Here is a 20,400-nt window from a genome sequence, read left to right as displayed (position 1 = left end):
TTATCGAATGAGTTGGTACGACCGAGTGGATCCGAATCACTGACTGTTGGACCGGGTCATAGAGAGTGGTGGTGCTCTAACCAACTGAGCTACGGTCGTACAAAGGTATGCGTTTTAACTTATCGTATGAGTTGGTACGACCAAGTGGATCCGAATCACTGACTGTTGGACCGGGTCATAGAGTGGTGGTGCTCTAACCAACTGAGCTACGGTCGTACAAAGGTATGGGTTTTAACTTATCGAATGAGTTGGTACGACCGAGTGGATTCGAACCACCGACCCCCACCATGTCAAGGTGGTGCTCTAACCAACTGAGCTACGGTCGTACTGAGATATAAGTTTTAACTTATCAGATAAGTTGGTACGACCGAGTGGATTCGAACCACCGACCCCCACCATGTCAAGGTGGTGCTCTAACCAACTGAGCTACGGTCGTACAATGTTGAACTGATATGACTGTTTTGTTGCATTAAGTCACTTGTCAACGGCCGATAATATATAGCGAGCGTTCGGTAGGATCAAGTAAATTTGCTAAATTAATGTTTGTTTGCACTTTTTTCGTTCATACCGGTGCAACTTTACACACTTTATAGAAGCGCTGCCACCACTGTGCATGCTGTCGGCTTGACGTTTTCAGTTCATCCATGAGCACTTCAGCATGATTTGGGTAGGGAGGATTGGGTATCGCCGCCGAAATTTTATCCACAGAGTCACTTAATTCCTGCAGTTGATCACTGAGTTGAGCCTGATAAGGTTGCAGTGTTGAAATCGAAAATTTATTAAATACATTGTGCAATATCTCGGCTTTGCGCTTGTTTTTTCCCTCAGGACATACGGCTGTTTGTAGCTCGACTTGCGATAGCCATGCCGTTAATGCTTGGTTCCAGTCTATTTGCTTGCGTGCACTGGTCAGCAAAGTCTGAACATAGTGGTTGTTATTAAGTTTCTCGAGGGCGGGTGTGACGCGCTCCGGGTCAATTTTTTCTGGCGTTGACAGGGTGCTCGCGATGGATGCCAAAGTGGCCAGGCCTTCGTTAGCTTGAATTTCATTATCGGTGCCGCGCTTATCGATTTCGCCAAATGTCAGTCTGGTAAATTGAGTCAGCTCAGCCTCTGCCGACAGCATAAAAGCGAAATACTGGCTTAAAGCCGAGCGTTTGTGTGCTGCGGCTTGCGCTAGGACTTGTTTAACTTCTGGGTCGCTGGTTCTGCTGTCCTCTACGCATTGATCTGCAAGCTGGATAAAGCGCAGCTGATATTTAAAGACCTCGCTGGGCACGGCCAGCTTGCCAAGCTGGTTATTATGCATGGCAACGTCCTGTGCCAGCGCGCAGTGTCCCAGATTAGCAAGCTGCAAAACAGAAAGTTTAAAGGACGCTAGAGGCCTGGAGGCTTTATATGGCGCCAGGGGATCAGGCTTTTCAACTTTTAATGGCGACAAGCCCAGCACATGGGCCAGTCTGTCCGCATATTCCTGGTTGGTATCACTGGCCACCGGACTGCAGGCGGCCATTGCGAGACTAAACAGGATCAGGACGTAACGCATCAAGCCGTTTCCTCACAAAATACAAAAGTAATATAGCTGCACAGGTCAAGCCGACAATAATACCAACCCAGAACCCTCTTGCTCCCATAGCCGACGTCAGGATATCCGTCTTTGCCAATACAAACCCCAGGCTGAATCCAATCAGCCAGTAAGAAACAAAGGTCACGATTGTGATGGGGCTGGTGTACTTAAGTCCGCGTAACACCCCGTTTGCAGCAACTTGCAGAGCATCAGGGAGCTGATAAATACATGCCAACACGATTATCCCGGAAGCCAGCACGGCAACCTCGGCGTTTTGAGTATATACCCAGGCAATTTCGTTGCGGATCACATAAGTAAAGGTTGCAACAATGACTGAGACTACTACGGCACAGATAAAACTGGTGTAGACTGAATTTACCAGTTGCGAATAATTGCCTGCTCCGGATAGTGTTCCAATACGTATTGCGATCGCCATAGATAAGCTTAGTGGCAGCATAAACAAAATGGTTGTTACACTGGCTGCAATTTGATGCCCAGACACTGCAATTGCACCCAGGTCGGCTATGAACAGCGGAATACAGGCAAATAAGGTCACCTCGAAAAAAGTAGCCAGGCAGATGGGCAGGCCTAATTTTACAATCTGGATAAGCGTAGTCACGTTTGGGCGCGCAAACGATTTTATTAGCCACTTTCCATCCAGATATTTGTTGTTAAAGCTATACACCAACTGAGCCGTTGCCATTACCCAAAACACCAGGGATGTCGCCAGACCACATCCCGCACTGCCAAGCGCGGGCATTCCCAGCTTGCCGTATATAAACACGTAGTTGGCTAAGACGTTGACTAACAGCCCTAACAAGCTGATGTATAGCGCAGCCTTGGTATTGCCAACCCCCTCAGTCACATTGCGATAGACTGAAAAGAGCAAGAAAGCTGGAAGTCCCCACTTTACAAAATCGATGTATTGCTGCGCTAAGCTTGTTATGGCGTCGGCGGCTCCAATTTGCGCAAATATCAATGGCGTAAATGCGCTGGCGATAAAGCCGAGTGAAGACAAAATTAGTGCCAGATATATACCTTGCTGAAAATAGCTTTTGATTCCCTCTCGCTGTTTAGCACCATCACAGTAGGCAACCATACTGGTGATGGCGAGCAAGATCCCCTGTAAAGAGAAAATCATTGGATTCCAGGTGCCGGTTGCAATTGACAGAGCAGCGAGGTCCTCTGCACTGACTTGCCCCGCCATCATGGTGTCGACAACGGACATAAGCACTAAGGTTATCTGGGCAAAAAAGACGGGGGTGGCAAGGCGTACCAGGCGCTTAGCTTCCCATAAAGCGAATTTCATACTGAATCTGAACTTTCTAAAACGTTAATCTTAAATAACTTCTCAGAAACTTACCACTTTTAACCGATGAAAGGGCTGTTTTATCTGGTGACTGTTTACGATAAACTGCGCACCATTATTCTCGAAAATCTGAGTGTTATGTTTACTGGAATTGTACAGACTCAAGCGACGGTGGTCAGTGCCGTATTGCGTAAAGGGATCATGAAGTTAGTGCTATCAGTTGATAGCCGATACCTGGAAAAGCTGACTCATGGTGCAAGTATTGCGATTAATGGCTGTTGCCTGACCGTTACTGACTTTGAAGTGAGAGGAGCTGATGTCGTTGGTCAGGTATCTTTTGATGTGATCGATGAAACGCTCACACTGACCAATCTCAGTGATTTACAACAGGGTACCCGGGTTAATTTTGAGCGCTCTGTGACGTTTGGTACTGAGTTAGGTGGGCATGTTGTCTCTGGCCATGTACATTGTCAAGCTGAAATTGAACAAGTCATTCAGGATGCAGACAATTACCGGATCAAGCTTACCCTCCCTGAACAGTGGCGAAAGTATATTCTTTATAAAGGGTTTATTTGCGTCAATGGTGCTAGCTTAACCGTTGGTAAACTAGAAGAAGGGGGTTTTTGGCTTCACCTTATCCCTGAAACCTTAGCGCTGACCAATATAGGTGTGGTTAACGTTGGTGATGCGTTAAACATTGAAGTGGACCAGCAAACGTATACGACCGTTAACACCGTTGAGCACTATCTACGTAAAAATCGAGGAAACTTCTCTTTGTAATATCAATCCCTGCTTATTTTTGTGAAATATGTCGACGAGATATGAGACTGAGGTTCGTTGTGCTTGTCAGTATAATTAAATAGCCAGTCTCGAGACGGTTAAATGTTGGCAATAACGTCGTTCACGGGTTCTGCTATTGCTGAGGTGCTGTATCTATCCGGGCGAGGCAAAGATTTGCGAACTAATGCATCAGGTAAGTGCTAAATGAGAAATCTTAGCACTGTTATCGGCAGACTTAATCTCTCCAATTGGTTATGCATTGATGCGGCTTAGGCTTAATTAAAGGTGCTTGTACACATATCGAAGAAGTATTTTAGATACGGGTGTATAAGCAGACTTGGGTTAGCACATACAGGTCCCTTCAACCAGTAGAGCGGGTGATGTAATGGCTTTTATTGATATGAAACAGGCACTGTTCGTGCCTGCTAAAACACTTGCTCGTCGTCCGAATCTACCTTCAGTTCAAGTTTGTTGATCGCATAGTCGATATGCATGTTCAAGTGAATTGGGTTGCAACAGGCTGCGCAATCTTCATAGTAGTCCTGATCACCTTCGCTGGCGTCGAGACTAACAAAGATATGATGACCGCAATGCGGGCAACTAATACGTTGGTCATACAGCTGCTTCATGAGTTTACTCCAACGAGTTTTCCATTTTTCGCATTAATAACTATAGCAGCATTGTCGATTATTACAGTAAAGTTGCACTTATTTGTATAGGGTTTCGATGTGACTGGCCGCTTGTTTCAGGTAGTCTCCTGCAAACATATTGGCATGGCACAAAAGTGGGTAAAGTTGATAGATACGGCGACGACCCTCGTATCCATCCAGACGCGGATAAACACTGTCGTATCCTTCGTAAAATGCCGGGGGTAACGGCGCAAATAGCTCACTGGCGGCCAAATCAACCTCTCTGTCGCCATAGTAACAGGAAGGACAAAACAGGCAGGGCTTACCTTGAGCAAAAGCAATGTTCCCGCGCCAAAAGTGGCCGTGCAACAAAGAAGGGGCGACCTGATGAGGGAGCATAGGCTTAACTTCCTCAACAAACTTGTCTATGTCCACAAGCTTGATGCCTTTCTCAGCCAATAGTTGTAACTGCCAGGCTATCCGTTCTTCAGCGAAAAACACTTCCCACTTTTTGTGCCATTGGTTTGGCTGCGCCAAATCAAAAAAGTAGTTGTCTTCCTCAAGGCCATACATTTGTTGTTCGTGACGTGCATGCAATTTCGCTAAAGTCGTCCCACAGGTAAACCAATCTTCTATCTCTCCCGACGTTTCTAGCCACTCAAGTACTAAAAAGCAAAACTCTATACTTGAGCCAATTGCAATCGTATCTGCTATCAAAAAATCACTATCTCGGATCAGAGTATCATGGTTTTTAGCTTCACACTCAAAACGTTCGAGCGCTTGAATGTGGTCTACTTTGACCAGGTAGCGGTGATGATCATTCTCTATCTTGAACAAGCGAGCTTGCGCATTGCAGGGCAACTGCGTTTTGCGGGTAAACTCGAAATGTTCATGAATTGCTTCACTGATATACTGATTTACGAGATTCCACATAGTACCGTCACAGATTGAACACCACACATATCCTAAACTATGGTCGATTTTTGCTATAACACAAATACTTGTAGACAGATTTAAATTCACTACAATATGCGGCCGAACAAAATACTCAGATCACAAGAGGCAATAATGAGTAAAAGTCTAGCGACGAATATCCTGGCCGCCGCGGTCGTACTCATTGGCTGGTTATTGAAAGTCGATGTTCTGTTAACTATGGGGTTGTTTGCCCTATCCGGAGCTGTGACAAACTGGCTAGCAATTCACATGCTATTTGAAAAAGTCCCCGGTTTGTATGGGTCGGGAGTCATCACTATTAAATTCAGAGAATTTAAAACGGCGATCCGCAAGCTCATACTGGAAGAGTTTTTTAATGATGACAAGCTTCGAAGTTTTGCCAAGAAGAACGAAATTCAACTGGATCTAAAGCCGGTCATAAAACAAACAGATTTATCTCCTGCATTCAATAAGTTGGTACAGGTTATTGAGGCTTCACAGTTTGGTGCTATGTTGGCGATGGTGGGTGGAAAAGAAGCCATTGAACCGATGAAAGACAGCTTTACGGATAAAATGAAAGAAGCCCTATTCGAGATCAGTGAAGGGCCCGAATTTCAACAGCAACTATCAGGGTTGCTGACCAGCGGGCAGTCGGTTGATGCGATAAAAGTTGCCATTGAACATGCCGTAGAAGAGCGTCTGGCTGAACTGACACCTGCTATGGTTAAAAGTATCGTTCAGGATATGATCCACACCCACTTGGGCTGGCTTGTAGTCTGGGGGGGCGTATTCGGCGGCCTGTTCGGCCTGATTGCAGCCTTGGTTTGAGCAGGACAGAGTGTTATCCAGAATCTAGTGATGGCGCACTGCGGTATTGCTTTTATGATATACCGTAATGCGCCAATGTTGGCTGACACTTACTTAGAGCCGTATAAGACGATGGTTTTTTGCTGTTCAGACATAGCGATATCACGGATAGAGGTATCTGTTGTGTAGTCGATATGCAGAATTCGCGCAGACCTGTCGAGGCCAAATTTTTTGGCAAACTGAGGCACGCTCATATCGTTACAGGCAAGCTTATCAGTGACGACCTTGCGGCTAATTCGATGCTTATCAAGCTCCTCGAGTAAAGTCGGGCGGTGATTTGCTCCGACAGCAACACACAGTTGGGTAGCAACACTGTTGTCTGTTCCAACAAATTTAACCCCTCCGGCATTGGCTGATATGCTTGTTGCCAGAAGTAATGGTGACAGGATTAGGATCTTAGCAAGTTTCATGATGTTCTCCAGATTTAGGTAAAGCTCACAACAAGTATTGATGCGAATAATGCAAAATGCTGTAACGGGACAATATCTGAATGTAAGTAACCATGTCGGCAGTAAAAAATTTAAGTAACGATATGATTTTAATGGTATAGTTGTGTTTGGCGTAAGTGAGTGCGGGGCGTTTCCTGGAAAAGTTTTTTTCGATTAACCATTTCTCTTTATTTCATTATAGTATTATTTTCGTTTGCTTGAACTTAGATTAATACCTGTTTCAAAGCTATGTCTATGGTTCTCAGAGTGTGTCAGCAAGGCAGGATAAAAAGGTATTCATACGAGTGTGTTGCACAGTCAAGATATTCATTTACCGCTGACAGTATTAATACAACTACTTTGTGTAATGTGGTGCACAGCTTATCTGAGTAAGTGAAACAAGACTGAGCCATTGCAAGCATATACGTTAAGCAAGAGGCGGTTAATCTGGTCGAACAAACGAGCTTAAAGTTTAGATAAATATATATTAAAGAGAGAAAACTCGAAATGTGCAGGTGGCCGAGCTATATTGTGAACTGTCGAAACTAAGTTGCAATTTTACGTCAATTGTTAGCCAATAGCCTGCGGGGTGTTCAATCACGCAGAACAATAAGAGAAAAATGATGCAAAAATTCAAGCCAACGGCGATTGTACTTGCATTAAGTACAGTTCTTCTTGGGTGCCAAGACAACGGCCCTCAAAAAGAAAAAGTCACCATTGAAAAAAATCCGTACCCAAGCACCTACCAGCCGCTGAGCAAGGGCTCTACACTTATCACCAACGCAACGGTTTTGACCGGCACAGGTGAACGTCTTGAAGAAACAGATGTTTTACTTAAAGATGGCAAAATCAGCCAAATAGGTCAGGACTTGTCTGCTCAGGCTGATGTGACTATTGATGCTCAGGGTAAGTGGGTTACGCCTGGGATCATTGACGTGCACTCGCATTTAGGTGCCTACCCCAGTCCTTCCGTTGAATCACACGCGGATGGCAATGAAATCACGAAACCGAATACCGCTCAGGTGTGGGTGGAACATTCAGTTTGGCCACAGGATCCTGGTTTTAATCGCGCCCGTGAAGGGGGGATAACAACTTTGCAGATCCTACCTGGTTCTGCCAACTTGTTTGGTGGTCGCAGTGTGACATTGAAAAATGTGCCATCACCAACAATGCAGGGTATGAAATTTCCAGGTGCACCTTATGGCCTGAAAATGGCCTGTGGTGAAAACCCTAAGCGTGTATACGGCGGCAAAGGTGTTGCGCCTTATACTCGTATGGGTAATATGGCTGGTTATCGAGCTGCCTGGGCAGAGGCGAGTGAGTATAAGCAGGCGTGGGAGCAATATGAAGCGGCCTACGCTGCAGGTCTGAATCCGGACGCGCCAAAGCGCGATATTCGTCTTGATACGCTTCGTGGTGTACTCGACGGTGAAATCCTGATCCATAACCACTGCTATAAAGCAGAAGAGATGGCGATGATGATTGATCTTTCTAAAGAGTTTAATTATCACGCAGGTACTTTCCACCATGGTATCGAAGCGTATAAAGTTGCGGATCTGCTTGCTGAAAATGGCAACTGTGCTGCGTTGTGGCCAGACTGGTGGGGCTTCAAGATGGAAGCGTACGACATGGTGCCAGAAAACGTGGCAATCGTAGATGCTGTTAAGAATTCCTGTGCGGTTGTTCACTCAGATTCAGGCACAACGATTCAGCGCCTGAATCATGAAGCGGCTAAAATAATGAATACTGCGAATCAGGCTGGTTTCTCACTGAAAGAACAAGATGCGATTAAGTGGATCACCTTCAATGCTGCCAAATCACTTGGCATTGAAGAGATAACTGGCTCACTGAAGCAAGGTAAGCAAGCAGACATCGTGATCTGGGATAAAAACCCGTTCAGTGTTTACTCTAAAGCTGAAACTGTTTATATCGACGGTGCCAAAGTATATGACCGCCATGACGAAAAATACCAGGCTGTAAGTGATTTTATGCTGGGTCAGCGCTAAGGAGTAAATGATGAAAAAGTTTAATGTTTCTTTATTGACTGGCGCACTGATGGCTTCTTCAGCTGTTTTCGCCCAGACGACGGCCATTACCAATGCAACAGTTCATACAATGACTGAGGCAGGTGTGCTTGAAGGTGCAACGGTTGTTATTGAGAATGGCACCATCACGGCAGTCAACCCAAGTAATGTGTCTGCTGATAAGACAATCGATGCACAAGGCAGAGTGCTGACACCCGGGTTTATCGGTTCTATGAATCAACTGGGATTAGTAGAAGTCAGTGCGGTTGCCGGCTCAAGAGACGGCGGGGATGACAAAGCGGGGATTGACTTTGATGCCAGCCCGGCATTTAACCCCAGGTCGTCTTTGATCCCTTACGGCCGCAAAGGGGGTATTACGCAAAATGTTGTGATCCCTCATGGCGGCAAGAGTATTTTTGAAGGGCTTGCGTTTGTCGTTGACCTCTCCGGAGAGTTCAACAGCGTACTAAAAACCAGTACTGCATTAGTCATCGATATGGATGCCAGCGGCAACGGTTCTCGTGCTATCAAGTACAAGACCTTGACCGAAAAGCTGGAAGCGCAGCAAGAAAAGTTGTCGAAAGATAAAAAAGACGACAAGAAAGACGCTAAAAAGCCAAGTCGTGAAGAGCAGGTATTGAGTGCAGTACTCAAAGGTGAGATCCCTGTTGTTGTTGAAGTCGAAAGGGCGTCGGATATTCTTGAAGTTCTCAAGGTTAAAGAACAGTTTGATTTGAAACTGGTATTGTGGGGCGTCAATGATGCTGTGCTGGTGAAAGACGAAATCGCCAAAGCTAATGTACCAGTGGTGATTAGTGCTGTTTCAAATTTACCGAATAGCTTCAGCTCATTGCATGCCGATCTTGCTAATGCAGGTGAGCTTGAAAGTGCCGGTGTTAAGGTATTGCTATCAGGGTTTGCCTTCGAAGGGGCGCATAACTTATACCAGTTGCGATTTGATGCTGGTATTGCTGTTGCCCACGGCATGAGCTATGAAGGCGCATTGAAAGCGGTAACCAGCAATATTGCAGAGACGTTCGGTCTTGATGGCGGTAAGATTGCCTCTGGTCAGCGTGCTGATTTAGTATTGTGGAGTGCTGATCCATTCGAGTTTAGTACAACCTTAGACAAACTCTGGATTAATGGAGAAGAGGTAAGTACCGAGTCTCGCCACGATAAACTCAGAAAGCGTTATACGACTGATTCAGATATGCCAAGAGCGTACACTAAGTAAACGTTAAATGTGAAAAGGCCCGGCAGGGCCTTTTTTATTATTTTGGTAACTTAATTTCGCTAAGAAATTTGCGTTTAACCGTTAGAAAAGCAAGACCGCTGGCGCTGTTGAACAAGGCCGCCATAGGATATAATTTGGCTAAGTCTTAAGAGGTTATAGCGTTTGAAGTGGCAAGCTCTGGTCGATAATCGACAGCGATTTTTCTGGGTTTTACAAATTGCAGGCTGGATAGGCTATGCATTAGTAAACTACATCGGTTCAAAAGTATTCGAAATGCGCGATATTTACGTATTTGTGATCGTGCTAAATGCTTACGCCGGTTGTTTGATGACGGTACCATTGCGCTATCTTTATCGTAAAGTATGGAATGCTAAGCCTTTATTACTCATCTTTGTCGTTTTTAGTGCTTCCTACTTCACCGGTACACTGTGGTCTGTTGTTCAAAAGTTTAATATGTGGGAAATATACCGACACGGCTATCGGCCTGAAGAGTGGTACTATTATCTGCAGCAAGGGCTAGACTCAGTTTATATTATTCTTTGCTGGAGCGGCCTCTATTTCGGTATCAAATACTATCAGTTGCTTCAGAGCGAGCGGCAGAAAGCACTCAAAGCAAATACGATGGCACATGAAGCGCAGCTGAAGATGCTACGTTATCAACTTAACCCTCATTTTCTTTTTAACACATTGAACGCTATTTCGACTTTGATTCTGGTTGAGGAGAACAAAGATGCGAATCAAATGGTGTCCAGGCTGAGTGATTTCTTACGATACACGCTAAATACTGATCCAATCAAAAAGGTGCCATTGGAGCAAGAGTTACACGCGCTGAAGCTTTACCTGAATATTGAAAAAGTGCGTTTTGATGAGCGCCTTGAAGTTGAGTTTGACATTACTGAGGACGCTAAACAGGCCTTGGTACCCAGTTTAATTTTACAGCCTTTAATTGAAAACTCGATCAAATATGCTATTGCGCATATGGCTAATGGTGGCAAAATTGAGATAAGGGCTCAGGTCTTTGCCAATGAGCTATTGTTAGAAGTAGGGGATAACGGGCCCGGTGCTTCAATCGAAAATGGCCAGCTAAGCAATGTACAAGGAGTTGGCATCGCGAATACTCAGGACCGGCTAAAAACCTTGTACGAAAACAACTATTCATTTGTGCTTGCGCACAACGCACCTTCGGGGTTGAAGGTGAACATACGAGTTCCTTTTGAAAAGGCTGAGAAGTAAAGTAATGAGCAAAATCAGAACACTAATTGTAGATGATGAGTCCCTAGCCAGAAAAGGCCTGGCGGTGCGCTTAAAACAGATTGAAGAGATAGAAGTTATCGAGTTGTGTAGCTCAGGAGAGCAGGCGCTTGAGTTATGCGCAAGTCAGCAGATAGATCTCGTATTTCTAGACATTCAGATGCCAACCATGAATGGTTTTGAAGTAGCCAGGGCGCTTAGTGAAAGTGTGAAGCCACTGCCTGCCATCGTGTTTGTCACTGCTTTTGATCATTATGCAGTAAAAGCCTTTGAAATTCATGCTTTAGATTACATCCTAAAGCCCGTAGATGACAACAGACTAAAACAGGCGGTTGAAAAAGTGCATAGCTATTTGAAAACACAACAAGACAATGCTCACAAGAAAAAGCTCGCCAGCTTCGTTGCCGGTATCACTGGTAATAATTGCGAAGAAATCCTGCGTAAACTGGCTACAGGCGACACCATTGAAGACAAGAAGTACCCTGAGTCGATTGCAGTAAAAGAGCAAGGAGAGATCATTCGTGTATCTGCTGCATCGATCCAGTGGATTGATGCAGCTGGAGATTACATGTGTTTACATTGCTCTGACGGTCAGACACACATTCTGCGCAAAACAATGAAAGAACTTGAGCAGGAATTAGACCCTAAGTTGTTTGTACGTGTTCATCGTTCTGCCATCGTTAATACCAAGCAAATTAGTAAGCTGGTAACACAAAGTAGCGGAGAGTACTTATTAGTACTGGAGAATGGTCAGGAGCTTAAAGTAAGCCGTAGTTACAGAGACAAAGTAAAAGCTGCTTTAGCAAGCTAATACGTATTAGGCAGCTCTTTGATTAAATGGTGAAGGGTAGGGTATATCCGGGCAGACATGCCACCCGGACCATCATTATTTAAACGGTGACAATTTTCATTGTATTGGTTGCACCAATAGTTTCCATAACGTCGCCGTGAGTCAGGATCACCGTGTCGCCTTGTTCCAGCGCACCTGTTTCTACCAGTGTATTTAGCGCATCGCGAACGGTTGATTCTTCACTGCATTTAGTAGAGTCAAAATAAACCGGATAAACGCCTCGATAAAGTGCGGTCTGTCCTAACGTTCTGGCATGTCGTGATAATGAGTAGATTGGCAAGCCAGAGCTAATTCTAGACATTAACTTCGCGGTATTCCCTGATTCTGTGAGTGCCACTATCGCTTTTACTGAAGTCAGGTGGTTGGCGGCATACATTGCAGACAGAGCCAGAGTCTCTGACGTGTCGGTAAACATGCTGTCCAAACGGTGCTTTGAAATATGGGTTTGTGGCTGAGATTCAGCACCCAGACAAACACGCGCCATTGTTGCAACAGTCTCTTCCGGATAATCACCAGCGGCCGTCTCAGCTGACAACATAACGGCATCTGTTCCGTCAAGAACGGCATTCGCAACGTCCATTACTTCAGCGCGGGTTGGCATGGGGTTGTCTATCATAGACTCCATCATTTGTGTTGCTGTGATCACTGTTCTGTTCAGTGAACGAGCACGACTAATGATTTGTTTTTGTTTACCAACTAATGCAGCATCGCCAATTTCAACCCCCAGATCACCACGGGCAACCATCACGGCATCCGAGGCCAATACAATGTCGTCAATCGCTTCAACAGACTCAACGGCTTCTGCGCGTTCAATTTTAGCGAGTAACTGTGCATCTGACCCTGCTTGTTCTGCAAGCCCGCGTACATAGCGCATGTCTTCACCGCTTCGAGGGAAAGAAACTGCAATGTAATCAACGCCTATCTCTGTGGCGGTGAGTAAGTCCTGCTTGTCTTTTTCAGTAAATGCAGGTGCTGTTAATCCACCACCTAGTCGGTTAATCCCTTTATTGTTCGACAGAGCGCCACCTACAGTGACGGTGCAATGTACTTTGTTACCTGCTACAGAGTCGACAGTTAATTGAATAAGTCCGTCGTTTAATAGTAGCAAATCACCCGCTTTAACATCATTCGGCAGCTCTTTGTAGTCGATACCAACTGACTCGATGGTACCTTCGCCTTTTTCTAGCTCTGCATCCAGTGTAAATTTAGCGCCTACAGCCAAATCTACCTTGCCGTCTTTGAACGTCGATACCCGAATTTTTGGCCCTTGTAAATCTGCCAGAATTGATACGTGTTTATTGAGTTTTTTTGCGATCTCTCTGACCGCCTGAGCCCGGTCTTTGTGATCTTGTGCGACTCCGTGGGAGAAGTTTAAGCGGACAACGTTTGCGCCTGCGCGAATGATTTTTTCTAAGTTATTATCTCTGTCTGTAGCTGGCCCAAGTGTTGCTACAATTTTTGTGCGTCTAAGCATCAGGTTCTCCTGTTGGCTTGTCTCGGTGACTTTTCTGGTTAACTTGCTGGGTTTTAAGAAAGAAATATCTTATAGCCCTTTTTAACATGCAAATTAAATTATATCATCTATATGAACTGATTATGACACCGGTGTCAGGTGTCGTCAATCATGACTTTTTGTCAATGACTAGCCGCACTTATTTGGTTTTGTCTGATTTTCAAACAGTTGTGTGGGTCGGTTAGGTAAGTTGTGCACTGCTGTATATCCTACTCAGCTGGGGTATAATTAAGGTGCGTTACCGATATAGTATAGAATTTGTTACCGAGGAGGAAACTTAATGCAAGTTGCATTAGTTGGTTTGGGTGTGATGGGGAAAAACCTCGCGCTAAATTTAGTAGAACAGGGCATGACATTAGTCGCCTATGATAAAAACCCGGATGCAGGCGCCGAGTTGTTGAGTTGCGCGCAGTCATTGGGTATTGCCGAGCGCCTTCACATAGTTTCCGATCTTGCTGACATGGTAAAACGGTTGGACACACCTAGATCCGTTTTGCTGTTGGTACCGGCCGGTGAGCTGGTGGATAAGGTGTGCCAGGATTTAATCGAAGCCGGTGTAGAAAAGGGTGACATTATTGTCGATTGTGGTAACAGCAACTACAAAGATGGTATTGCTCGTAAACTTAAATACCAGAATAAATTTGAGTTTGCCACAATGGGGATATCCGGCGGTGCGGAAGGTGCTCGACATGGTCCAGCCATGATGGCCAGCGGGTCAGAAGGCGGTTGGGAACGTTTGATCCCTTGGTTTGAAAAAGTGGCGGCCACACATAACGGTGAATCCTGCTTCGCGCGTGTCGGTCAATCTGCCAGCGGTCATTTTGTAAAAATGGTACACAATGGCATTGAGTACGCATTGATGCAATTGATTGCGGAGATGTATCAGTTGTTGCGGATCGGCACAGGTCGAACGCCGGCCCAGGTCGCTGAGGTATTTAAAGAATGGTCAGAAGGGCAACTCAACAGTTATCTTCTGGCAATATCCAGCCATATTCTTAGCCTGGAGAATGAAAAAAATGAGCCTATTGTTGATCTGATTGATAATAAAGTAGGTGCTAAGGGCACGGGGCTTTGGACAGCACAAAATGCACTGGAACTGGGTATTGCGGTACCTTCTTTGGTTGCAGCGGTGCAGGCAAGGCATTTGACTAATACGATAGACACACCAGCTGCGAAAGAAATGACCTATGCTAATCGTGATACGAATAGCGTAGAGCTGGACCTTTCCGAGCTACGAGATGCATTCTATTTTGCCAGCCTGCTTTGTTATCGTCAGGGCCTTGCACTTATCAAAGGTGCATCCAGATCTCACCAATGGAAAGTAGATTTAGATAAGACGCTTCAAACATGGCGCGCGGGTTGTATCATTCGAGCAGATTATCTGGATGATATCGCCAAAGGGGTTGAATTCATTGATACTCTGCAAGGGCCTGCAAATGCCCTACGTAAAGTAGCTGGGCAAGCTATTCAAAGTGGCCTTGCATTCCCTGTACTCACTTCAACGCAAACCTACATTGCGACACTGAGCACACCTAGTAATGGTCACTTAGTACAAGCACAGCGAGACTACTTTGGTGAGCATGGCATCAAAACGCACAGTGGAGAGTCATGCCATTTGACCGACCTGACAGAGATAGCTGCTAAAGTGAGATAATTGCAGAACTTCTAAAAAGCCCGGAGGTTGAAACGACTTCCGGGCTTTTTATGTATCGAGGAACTTGTTTATCGGGTCAACTCACCACGCAGGTTGTCCTGCATAAGATGGCGAACTGTCTCTAGTTCAAGGTCTTGACTGAATAGATAGTGTAATTTAGTCAAACAGGCTTCAAGTGTCATGTCGTAGCCACTAATAACGCCACAGTTAAGTAGAGCATTACCAGTCGCATAGCCACCCATATTGACCTGGCCCTGAATACATTGGGTTAAATTCACAATAACAACGCCTTTATCTGAAGCCGCTTTCAGCGCACTGAGAATATCCTCTTGCTGTGGCGCATTACCGACGCCAAAGCTGAGCAGAATAAGTGCCTTAATATCACTTTGCAGGACATTAGTTACTATGGTACTGCTTATCCCGGGGTAAAGGTGCAATACGCCGATTGGTTGTGACGCTATAGATGTAACCCGCAAGGCTTGATCGACGTATGGACTCAACTGACCTTCGATCAACTGAATATTAATACCTGCTTGTGCAAGCGGTGCCATATTCGGTGATGCAAAAGCGTCAAACCCGTCAGCATGCGCTTTTATAGCTCTGTTGCCACGGAACAATTTATTATTGAAAAACAGGCTCACCTCAGCAATGGGATAATTCGCAGCAAGGTACATTGCGTTAAGCAAATTAACCTGGCCGTCAGAGCGAAGCTGAGACAAGGGGATCTGAGAGCCCGTTATGATCACCGGTTTAGTCAGATTCTCAAACATAAATGACAATGCTGATGCTGTATATGCCATGGTGTCTGTGCCATGAAGCACTACGAACCCGTCATACTCTTCGTACTTGCTTTTTATGTCATCAGCTATCAGTTGCCAGTGCAGTGGGGACATATCCGACGAATCTATAAGCGGGCAGTATTCATGAATGTCGAACAGGGGCATTTCTTCTCGGGTAAATTCGGCATTACTTTTGACCGTTTCAGTCAAATAGCCGGCAACTGGGACATAGCCCCGGCTGGATTGCTTCATACCAATTGTACCGCCAGTGTAGGCGATATAGATTTTTTTTCTTTTCATTCTGCTACCTAAAAAAAAGCCCGGAATTCAGTCCGGGCTAATTATATCAACTGCAGCATCACAATGCAGTCAAATCAAAGAGACATTCTCTATTCTGCGACAACACACGTTGTACACAAGGTATAGATGTTGTTCGGATCATTAAACTGTGCAATTACGGTGGCACTATGCTTGACCTGATTTAGGAGCCGGTTTACGCCCTGATTTGCTAAGGAGCTTATCTGAGTTGTTTGATTGTCCGGCGTTGACAACAGTGACTGGATTGTCGCAGAGCCGAAAATATCCTGGAGCAGCTGTTCTTTTTCTGACAGCGTTTGCTCAACAGTGTAGACATCATAATGCTCAAGGTTCGCTAATTGAGCGGCTGCCTCGATCGCATCTTGTTTGGTTCCCAGTTTGTCTATTAACCCAAATTCGTGTGCCTGAGTCGCAAGCCACACTCTGCCTTGAGCAACATTATCGACATCTGAGACAGCCAGGTTTCGTGAATCTGCAATAACAGAAATAAATTTGTTATAAGCGTCTTCTACGCCCATCTGTAGTACATGTGCAAATTTAGGATCCAAGCCTCGAGCCAAAGAGGAAGATTTTAGCTCAGTGGTGGCGACACCATCTGAATAGATCCCAAGTTCTTTTAGAGAGTTTTCAAAAGTTAGAATAGTGCCGAATACACCGATCGAGCCGGTAATCGTACTAGGCGATGCCCAGATTTCATTGGCTGAAGCGGCAATCCAATATCCACCCGATGCTGCGACTGACCCCATAGAGGCAATAACAGGTTTTCCTGCGGCTTTAATGGCCAGTACTTCATTACGAATGATTTCAGATGCAAACATGCTCCCGCCACCGGAATCGATTCTTAACACAACGGCTTTTACTTTTTCGTCCAGCCTTGCTTTGCGCAGTAGTGCCGCAGTAGAGTCGCCTCCTATCATGCCAGCCTTACGTTTACCGTCAACGATGTTACCTTTGGCAACGACTACGGCCACTTTATCTGTAAATGGGTTTACGCCAAAGCCATCAGTCGACACGGCATTATAATAGTCTTCAAATGCGACTTGTTTGAACCGCTTTCCGTTGTCCTGAGTCCCGACCAAATCAATGAGCTTTTGATTGAACTCCTGATCAGTTTCAAGCTTATCAACCCAGCCATACTTGACGGCAAACTGCGCAGAGTCACCGGTCACAGAGGCCATTTTATCAACAAACTGGGTTAATGTTTCGTCAAAGTTTGCAGTATCAAATCCGCGCTTATTCGCTACATCTTGCTTGTACTGGGCCCACAGGGCATTGAGCCACATTTGATTGGCTTCTTTAGCTGCCTCAGACATATCATTACGAATAAAAGGTTCTACCGCTGATTTATAAGTGCCAACGCGGAAGATATGCTGAGTGACTTTGAGCTTTTCAAGAGCATCTTTAAAGTACATAGGATAAGAGCCATAGCCACTGATATTAATACCACCGTAGGGATGGATGGAAACTTCATCAGCATGGGCAGCCAGATAATACTGAGACTGACTAAAATAAGGGCCATGTGCGAACACTTTTTTATTAGCGGCTTTAAATACCTCTATGGCACTTGCAATGTCGCGTAACTTGTCGAGGTGAGCGTAATGCATATGTCGTAAATCTAAATAGAGTGCCTTAATACGAGCATCATTTGCGGCAATATTAATGGTATCAACAACGTCATCAACCAACATTTCTTTTGGCATGTCTTGCTTACCAAAAATGTCTCCCATTGCTGCATCAACTGGATCCACATAAGTGAGCTGCTCAACCAGTTTTCCGGATAGGTTAAGGCGCAATACACTGCTTTGTGCAATCTGTGGTTCTTTTTCCGCTGGGAGTGCAGCTATGACTGCCGCGATGATGAGGAAAAAGAACAAAAAGTTGAGAACCAGGCGGCGTGAAAAGTTCAGCGCGTGCCAGATACCAAGAAAAAATTTACCGATCAATTTCAAAGCCGTACCTCTGAATGTCTAAGTGGAATGTACTCAATATTAATCATAACTTAGTTGCTCTTCAGTCGTTAGAACAAAAACGTAACTAAGTATTATTTTGCTGATGATAGAGTGAAAAATAGCCAGGTTTTACTCTCTATATGCTATTTCAAAGAAATTAGTCGCGGTTTTTGCTTGCGAAAAAATATAAAATCGTTAATGTTCACAGGTAAGACCAGTTACATTGGGGCACGCAATGTTAGAACAAAAACTACAATTGAAGAACACTGATTTGCGAAATCGCTTGGTCATGGGCTCTATGCACACGGGCCTGGAAGAGGGATGGCATAACAGGAAACGACTTAAAGCCTTTTACGAGGAGCGCGCGAAAGGCGGTGTTGGCTTGATCATCACCGGAGGTTATAGCCCGAATTTGCGCGGCAAACTCACCCCGATATCTTCTTCGTTTAATAGTCGCTATGACATTATTAAGCACAGAGCATATACAGACGCTGTGCATGAACACGGCGGCAAGATTTGCCTTCAATTGTTACATGCCGGACGCTACGCTTATCATCCTTTTAATGTTGCACCCAGCGAAATTAAAGCACCGATTAACCCTTACACACCCAAATCTATGTCGCTGAGCATGATCCGCAACACAGTTAAAGATTTTGCAAAATCTGCGAAAATGGCTGAAAAGGCAGGGTACGACGGTGTTGAAATTATGGGATCTGAAGGCTATCTGATCAACGAATTTATGGCCGATCACACAAACAAGCGTCAAGACTTGTACGGCGGTACACTGGAAAACAGAATGCGATTGGCCGTTGAGATTGTCCGTGCTGTACGTGAAAAGGTTTCGGCCAAGTTTATCATCGTATTTCGTTTGTCAGTCATGGATCTAATCCCTAATGGTTCAACTGCACAGGAAGTTACGGCTCAGGCCAGAGCGCTGGAAGAGGCAGGTGTAGACATTCTTAATACGGGTATTGGCTGGCACGAAGCACGTGTTCCTACAATTGCCAGTATGGTGCCGGCCGGGGCTTTTCGTGAAGCCTCTAAGCGTCTTAAAGATGTCGTGAATATTCCCGTCGTTGCGGTTAATCGGATCAATACCCCAGAGCTTGCTAATGATATTCTCAACCAGGGAGAGGCGGATCTGATTTCTATGGCGCGCCCTTTACTTGCCGACCCAGAGTTTTTTAATAAGTACGCACAGAACAAGGCTGAACAAATCAATATTTGCATTGGCTGTAATCAGGGGTGTCTGGACCATGTGTTTAAAGGTAAACGGGCTACTTGTCTTGTTAATCCGCAGGCAGGGTACGAGCTGGATTATCCTTTGGAGCGCACAAACAGCCCTAAACAAGTGCTGGTTGTGGGGGCGGGACCTGCAGGGTTGTCTGCAAGCTGTTATCTGGCTAAAAAAGGCCATAAGGTGACACTGATTGACAAGAATGAACATGCAGGAGGGCAGTTTAATCTGGCCATGCGGATACCTGGCAAAGAAGATTTTAAATACACTCTGAACTACTTCCTGAAAGAAGTTGAGCGTTTAGGTGTCGAGTTAAAACTTGGCTGCGAGTATGAGTCATCCATGGCGCAGTCATACGATGACATCGTATTTGCAACTGGGGTCAGCCCTCGACAATCCAGAATTACCTGTAGCGATGGTAAGCGTGTTTTTGCTTACGATGAGGTGATCCGCAAAGAAGTTGAGCTTGGTGATAAAATCGCGATTCTTGGTGCCGGTGGAATTGGCTTTGATATGGTCGCTTTTTTGGCTGAACAGGCAGACCAAAGCATAGAAGAATTCAAAGCGCAGTGGGGAATTGAATGCCAACCGTCAGACAGTGCGACAGGTAAGAAGCTCTATATGCTTAAGCGCAGCGAGGGTCGGTTTGGTAACAACTTGGGTAAAACGACTGGGTGGATCCATCGGGCGGTCGCCAAGCACCATAACGTTGAACAGATTGCCGAGTGCGAGTATATTTCATTTGATAATAAAGGCCTGCTGGTTAAACAAGGCGGTGAAGAGCGCGTTCTGGACGTAGATACCGTGGTTGCCTGTATTGGTCAGACATCGAATGATGCTTTGTTCGACAAAGACGCGATGTCTGCTAATCAACATGTCATCGGGGGTGCCAAGCTTGCGGCCGCTATCGACGCCAAAAGAGCTATCTATGAAGCCTTGCAGGTAGCAAGAAAAATCTAATCTATGCGCCAGGCACAACAAAATACGGGTGGACTTTTTTGATGGCACCCGTATTTTGTACCAGTTAAAAGCATATCTGTTGCAATAAAAAACGGTGATTTAAGGTCTACACTCATAA

Annotated in this window: 16 protein-coding genes and 4 tRNA genes; 8 read left to right on the top strand and 12 right to left on the bottom strand. The window is 45.3% G+C overall.

The annotated features are described in order from the left end of the window. Positions 1-13: 13 nt before the first annotated feature. The 6 genes from CWB98_RS15035 to CWB98_RS15010 form a co-directional block, all read right to left on the bottom strand. Positions 14-99: transfer RNA gene (locus CWB98_RS15035), tRNA-Glu, on the bottom strand. 33 nt (positions 100-132) lie between these two features. After that, a tRNA-OTHER gene (locus CWB98_RS15030) sits at positions 133-216 on the bottom strand. A 33-nt stretch (positions 217-249) separates the two neighbouring features. Next, positions 250-326, bottom strand: a tRNA-Val gene (locus CWB98_RS15025). Between the two features lie 33 nt (positions 327-359). Continuing rightward, positions 360-436: transfer RNA gene (locus CWB98_RS15020), tRNA-Val, on the bottom strand. Positions 437-562: 126 nt separating this feature from the next. Next, positions 563-1,546 (bottom strand): DUF3080 family protein, encoded by a 984-nt coding sequence (locus tag CWB98_RS15015; protein ID WP_138545593.1) that lies wholly within the window; start codon positions 1,544-1,546, stop codon positions 563-565. After that, positions 1,521-2,876, bottom strand: coding sequence for an MATE family efflux transporter (locus tag CWB98_RS15010; protein WP_138545592.1), 1,356 nt, complete (start codon positions 2,874-2,876; stop codon positions 1,521-1,523). The genes CWB98_RS15015 and CWB98_RS15010 overlap by 26 nt, the downstream gene beginning before the upstream one ends. 138 nt (positions 2,877-3,014) lie before the next feature. On the opposite strand from CWB98_RS15010, the gene CWB98_RS15005 reads away from it, so the two are divergent. Then, on the top strand, positions 3,015-3,656 hold the full coding sequence (locus tag CWB98_RS15005) for a riboflavin synthase subunit alpha (RefSeq protein WP_138545591.1): 642 nt from the start codon (positions 3,015-3,017) through the stop codon (positions 3,654-3,656). Between the two features lie 425 nt (positions 3,657-4,081). Here CWB98_RS15005 and CWB98_RS15000 read toward each other — a convergent pair whose 3' ends face one another. Both CWB98_RS15000 and CWB98_RS14995 read right to left on the bottom strand, forming a co-directional pair. Beyond that, positions 4,082-4,285 carry a CPXCG motif-containing cysteine-rich protein gene (locus CWB98_RS15000; RefSeq protein WP_138545590.1) on the bottom strand — a complete coding sequence of 68 codons (204 nt, stop codon included), beginning with the start codon at positions 4,283-4,285 and terminating at the stop codon, positions 4,082-4,084. A gap of 78 nt (positions 4,286-4,363) precedes the next feature. Beyond that, on the bottom strand, positions 4,364-5,218 hold the full coding sequence (locus CWB98_RS14995; RefSeq protein WP_138545589.1) for a fructosamine kinase family protein: 855 nt from the start codon (positions 5,216-5,218) through the stop codon (positions 4,364-4,366). A 135-nt stretch (positions 5,219-5,353) separates the two neighbouring features. On the opposite strand from CWB98_RS14995, the gene CWB98_RS14990 reads away from it, so the two are divergent. Further along, positions 5,354-6,046: a DUF445 domain-containing protein gene (locus tag CWB98_RS14990; protein ID WP_138545588.1), complete on the top strand. Its 693-nt coding sequence runs from the start codon at positions 5,354-5,356 to the stop codon at positions 6,044-6,046. A gap of 89 nt (positions 6,047-6,135) precedes the next feature. Here CWB98_RS14990 and CWB98_RS14985 read toward each other — a convergent pair whose 3' ends face one another. Beyond that, positions 6,136-6,495 carry a DUF3718 domain-containing protein gene (locus tag CWB98_RS14985; protein ID WP_138545587.1) on the bottom strand — a complete coding sequence of 120 codons (360 nt, stop codon included), beginning with the start codon at positions 6,493-6,495 and terminating at the stop codon, positions 6,136-6,138. A 641-nt stretch (positions 6,496-7,136) separates the two neighbouring features. Here CWB98_RS14985 and CWB98_RS14980 point away from each other — a divergent pair. The 4 genes from CWB98_RS14980 (at position 7,137) to CWB98_RS14965 (ending at position 11,833) form a co-directional block, all read left to right on the top strand. Continuing rightward, entirely contained in the window at positions 7,137-8,519 is a 1,383-nt protein-coding gene (locus tag CWB98_RS14980; protein WP_138545600.1) for an amidohydrolase, read from the top strand. A gap of 10 nt (positions 8,520-8,529) precedes the next feature. Next, entirely contained in the window at positions 8,530-9,771 is a 1,242-nt protein-coding gene (locus CWB98_RS14975; RefSeq protein WP_138545586.1) for an amidohydrolase family protein, read from the top strand. A gap of 162 nt (positions 9,772-9,933) precedes the next feature. After that, positions 9,934-11,004 carry a sensor histidine kinase gene (locus tag CWB98_RS14970; RefSeq protein WP_138545585.1) on the top strand — a complete coding sequence of 357 codons (1,071 nt, stop codon included), beginning with the start codon at positions 9,934-9,936 and terminating at the stop codon, positions 11,002-11,004. Between the two features lie 4 nt (positions 11,005-11,008). Next, positions 11,009-11,833, top strand: a complete 825-nt coding sequence (locus CWB98_RS14965; RefSeq protein ID WP_138545584.1) for a LytR/AlgR family response regulator transcription factor — start codon at positions 11,009-11,011, stop codon at positions 11,831-11,833. Between the two features lie 79 nt (positions 11,834-11,912). Here the strand turns inward: CWB98_RS14965 and pyk are convergent, their stop codons facing one another. Continuing rightward, complete coding sequence (pyk, locus tag CWB98_RS14960) at positions 11,913-13,346, bottom strand: pyruvate kinase (protein WP_138545583.1); 1,434 nt, start codon at positions 13,344-13,346, stop codon at positions 11,913-11,915. Positions 13,347-13,665: 319 nt separating this feature from the next. On the opposite strand from pyk, the gene gndA reads away from it, so the two are divergent. Next, the gene (gene gndA, locus CWB98_RS14955) at positions 13,666-15,039 is read left to right on the top strand and encodes an NADP-dependent phosphogluconate dehydrogenase (protein WP_138545582.1); all 1,374 of its coding nucleotides are present in this window, start codon (positions 13,666-13,668) and stop codon (positions 15,037-15,039) included. A gap of 68 nt (positions 15,040-15,107) precedes the next feature. Here gndA and ansA read toward each other — a convergent pair whose 3' ends face one another. Beyond that, the gene (gene ansA / locus CWB98_RS14950) at positions 15,108-16,118 is read right to left on the bottom strand and encodes an asparaginase (RefSeq protein ID WP_138545581.1); all 1,011 of its coding nucleotides are present in this window, start codon (positions 16,116-16,118) and stop codon (positions 15,108-15,110) included. A gap of 89 nt (positions 16,119-16,207) precedes the next feature. Then, complete coding sequence (sppA, locus tag CWB98_RS14945; protein WP_138545599.1) at positions 16,208-18,079, bottom strand: signal peptide peptidase SppA; 1,872 nt, start codon at positions 18,077-18,079, stop codon at positions 16,208-16,210. A 241-nt stretch (positions 18,080-18,320) separates the two neighbouring features. Between sppA and CWB98_RS14940 the strand changes: the two genes are divergently transcribed. Next, positions 18,321-20,282, top strand: coding sequence for an FAD-dependent oxidoreductase (locus CWB98_RS14940; protein WP_138545580.1), 1,962 nt, complete (start codon positions 18,321-18,323; stop codon positions 20,280-20,282). Positions 20,283-20,400: the final 118 nt, after the last annotated feature.

The sequence above is a fragment of the Pseudoalteromonas rubra genome, from assembly GCF_005887115.1.
In the GTDB taxonomy this organism is placed as follows: Bacteria; Pseudomonadota; Gammaproteobacteria; order Enterobacterales; family Alteromonadaceae; genus Pseudoalteromonas; species Pseudoalteromonas rubra_F.
This window is presented reverse-complemented; position numbering and strand designations above follow the sequence as displayed.

Excerpts from the sequence above, each read along its gene's own strand:
- CWB98_RS15015 (WP_138545593.1), bottom strand. The coding sequence starts at position 1,546 with ATGCGTTACGTCCTGATCCTGTTTAGTCTCGCAATGGCCGCCTGCAGT.
- CWB98_RS15010 (WP_138545592.1), bottom strand. The coding sequence starts at position 2,876 with ATGAAATTCGCTTTATGGGAAGCTAAGCGCCTGGTACGCCTTGCCACC.
- CWB98_RS15005 (WP_138545591.1), top strand. The coding sequence starts at position 3,015 with ATGTTTACTGGAATTGTACAGACTCAAGCGACGGTGGTCAGTGCCGTA.
- CWB98_RS15000 (WP_138545590.1), bottom strand. The coding sequence starts at position 4,285 with ATGAAGCAGCTGTATGACCAACGTATTAGTTGCCCGCATTGCGGTCAT.
- CWB98_RS14995 (WP_138545589.1), bottom strand. The coding sequence starts at position 5,218 with ATGTGGAATCTCGTAAATCAGTATATCAGTGAAGCAATTCATGAACAT.
- CWB98_RS14990 (WP_138545588.1), top strand. The coding sequence starts at position 5,354 with ATGAGTAAAAGTCTAGCGACGAATATCCTGGCCGCCGCGGTCGTACTC.
- CWB98_RS14985 (WP_138545587.1), bottom strand. The coding sequence starts at position 6,495 with ATGAAACTTGCTAAGATCCTAATCCTGTCACCATTACTTCTGGCAACA.
- CWB98_RS14980 (WP_138545600.1), top strand. The coding sequence starts at position 7,137 with ATGCAAAAATTCAAGCCAACGGCGATTGTACTTGCATTAAGTACAGTT.
- CWB98_RS14975 (WP_138545586.1), top strand. The coding sequence starts at position 8,530 with ATGAAAAAGTTTAATGTTTCTTTATTGACTGGCGCACTGATGGCTTCT.
- CWB98_RS14965 (WP_138545584.1), top strand. The coding sequence starts at position 11,009 with ATGAGCAAAATCAGAACACTAATTGTAGATGATGAGTCCCTAGCCAGA.
- pyk (WP_138545583.1), bottom strand. The coding sequence starts at position 13,346 with ATGCTTAGACGCACAAAAATTGTAGCAACACTTGGGCCAGCTACAGAC.
- gndA (WP_138545582.1), top strand. The coding sequence starts at position 13,666 with ATGCAAGTTGCATTAGTTGGTTTGGGTGTGATGGGGAAAAACCTCGCG.
- ansA (WP_138545581.1), bottom strand. The coding sequence starts at position 16,118 with ATGAAAAGAAAAAAAATCTATATCGCCTACACTGGCGGTACAATTGGT.
- CWB98_RS14940 (WP_138545580.1), top strand. The coding sequence starts at position 18,321 with ATGTTAGAACAAAAACTACAATTGAAGAACACTGATTTGCGAAATCGC.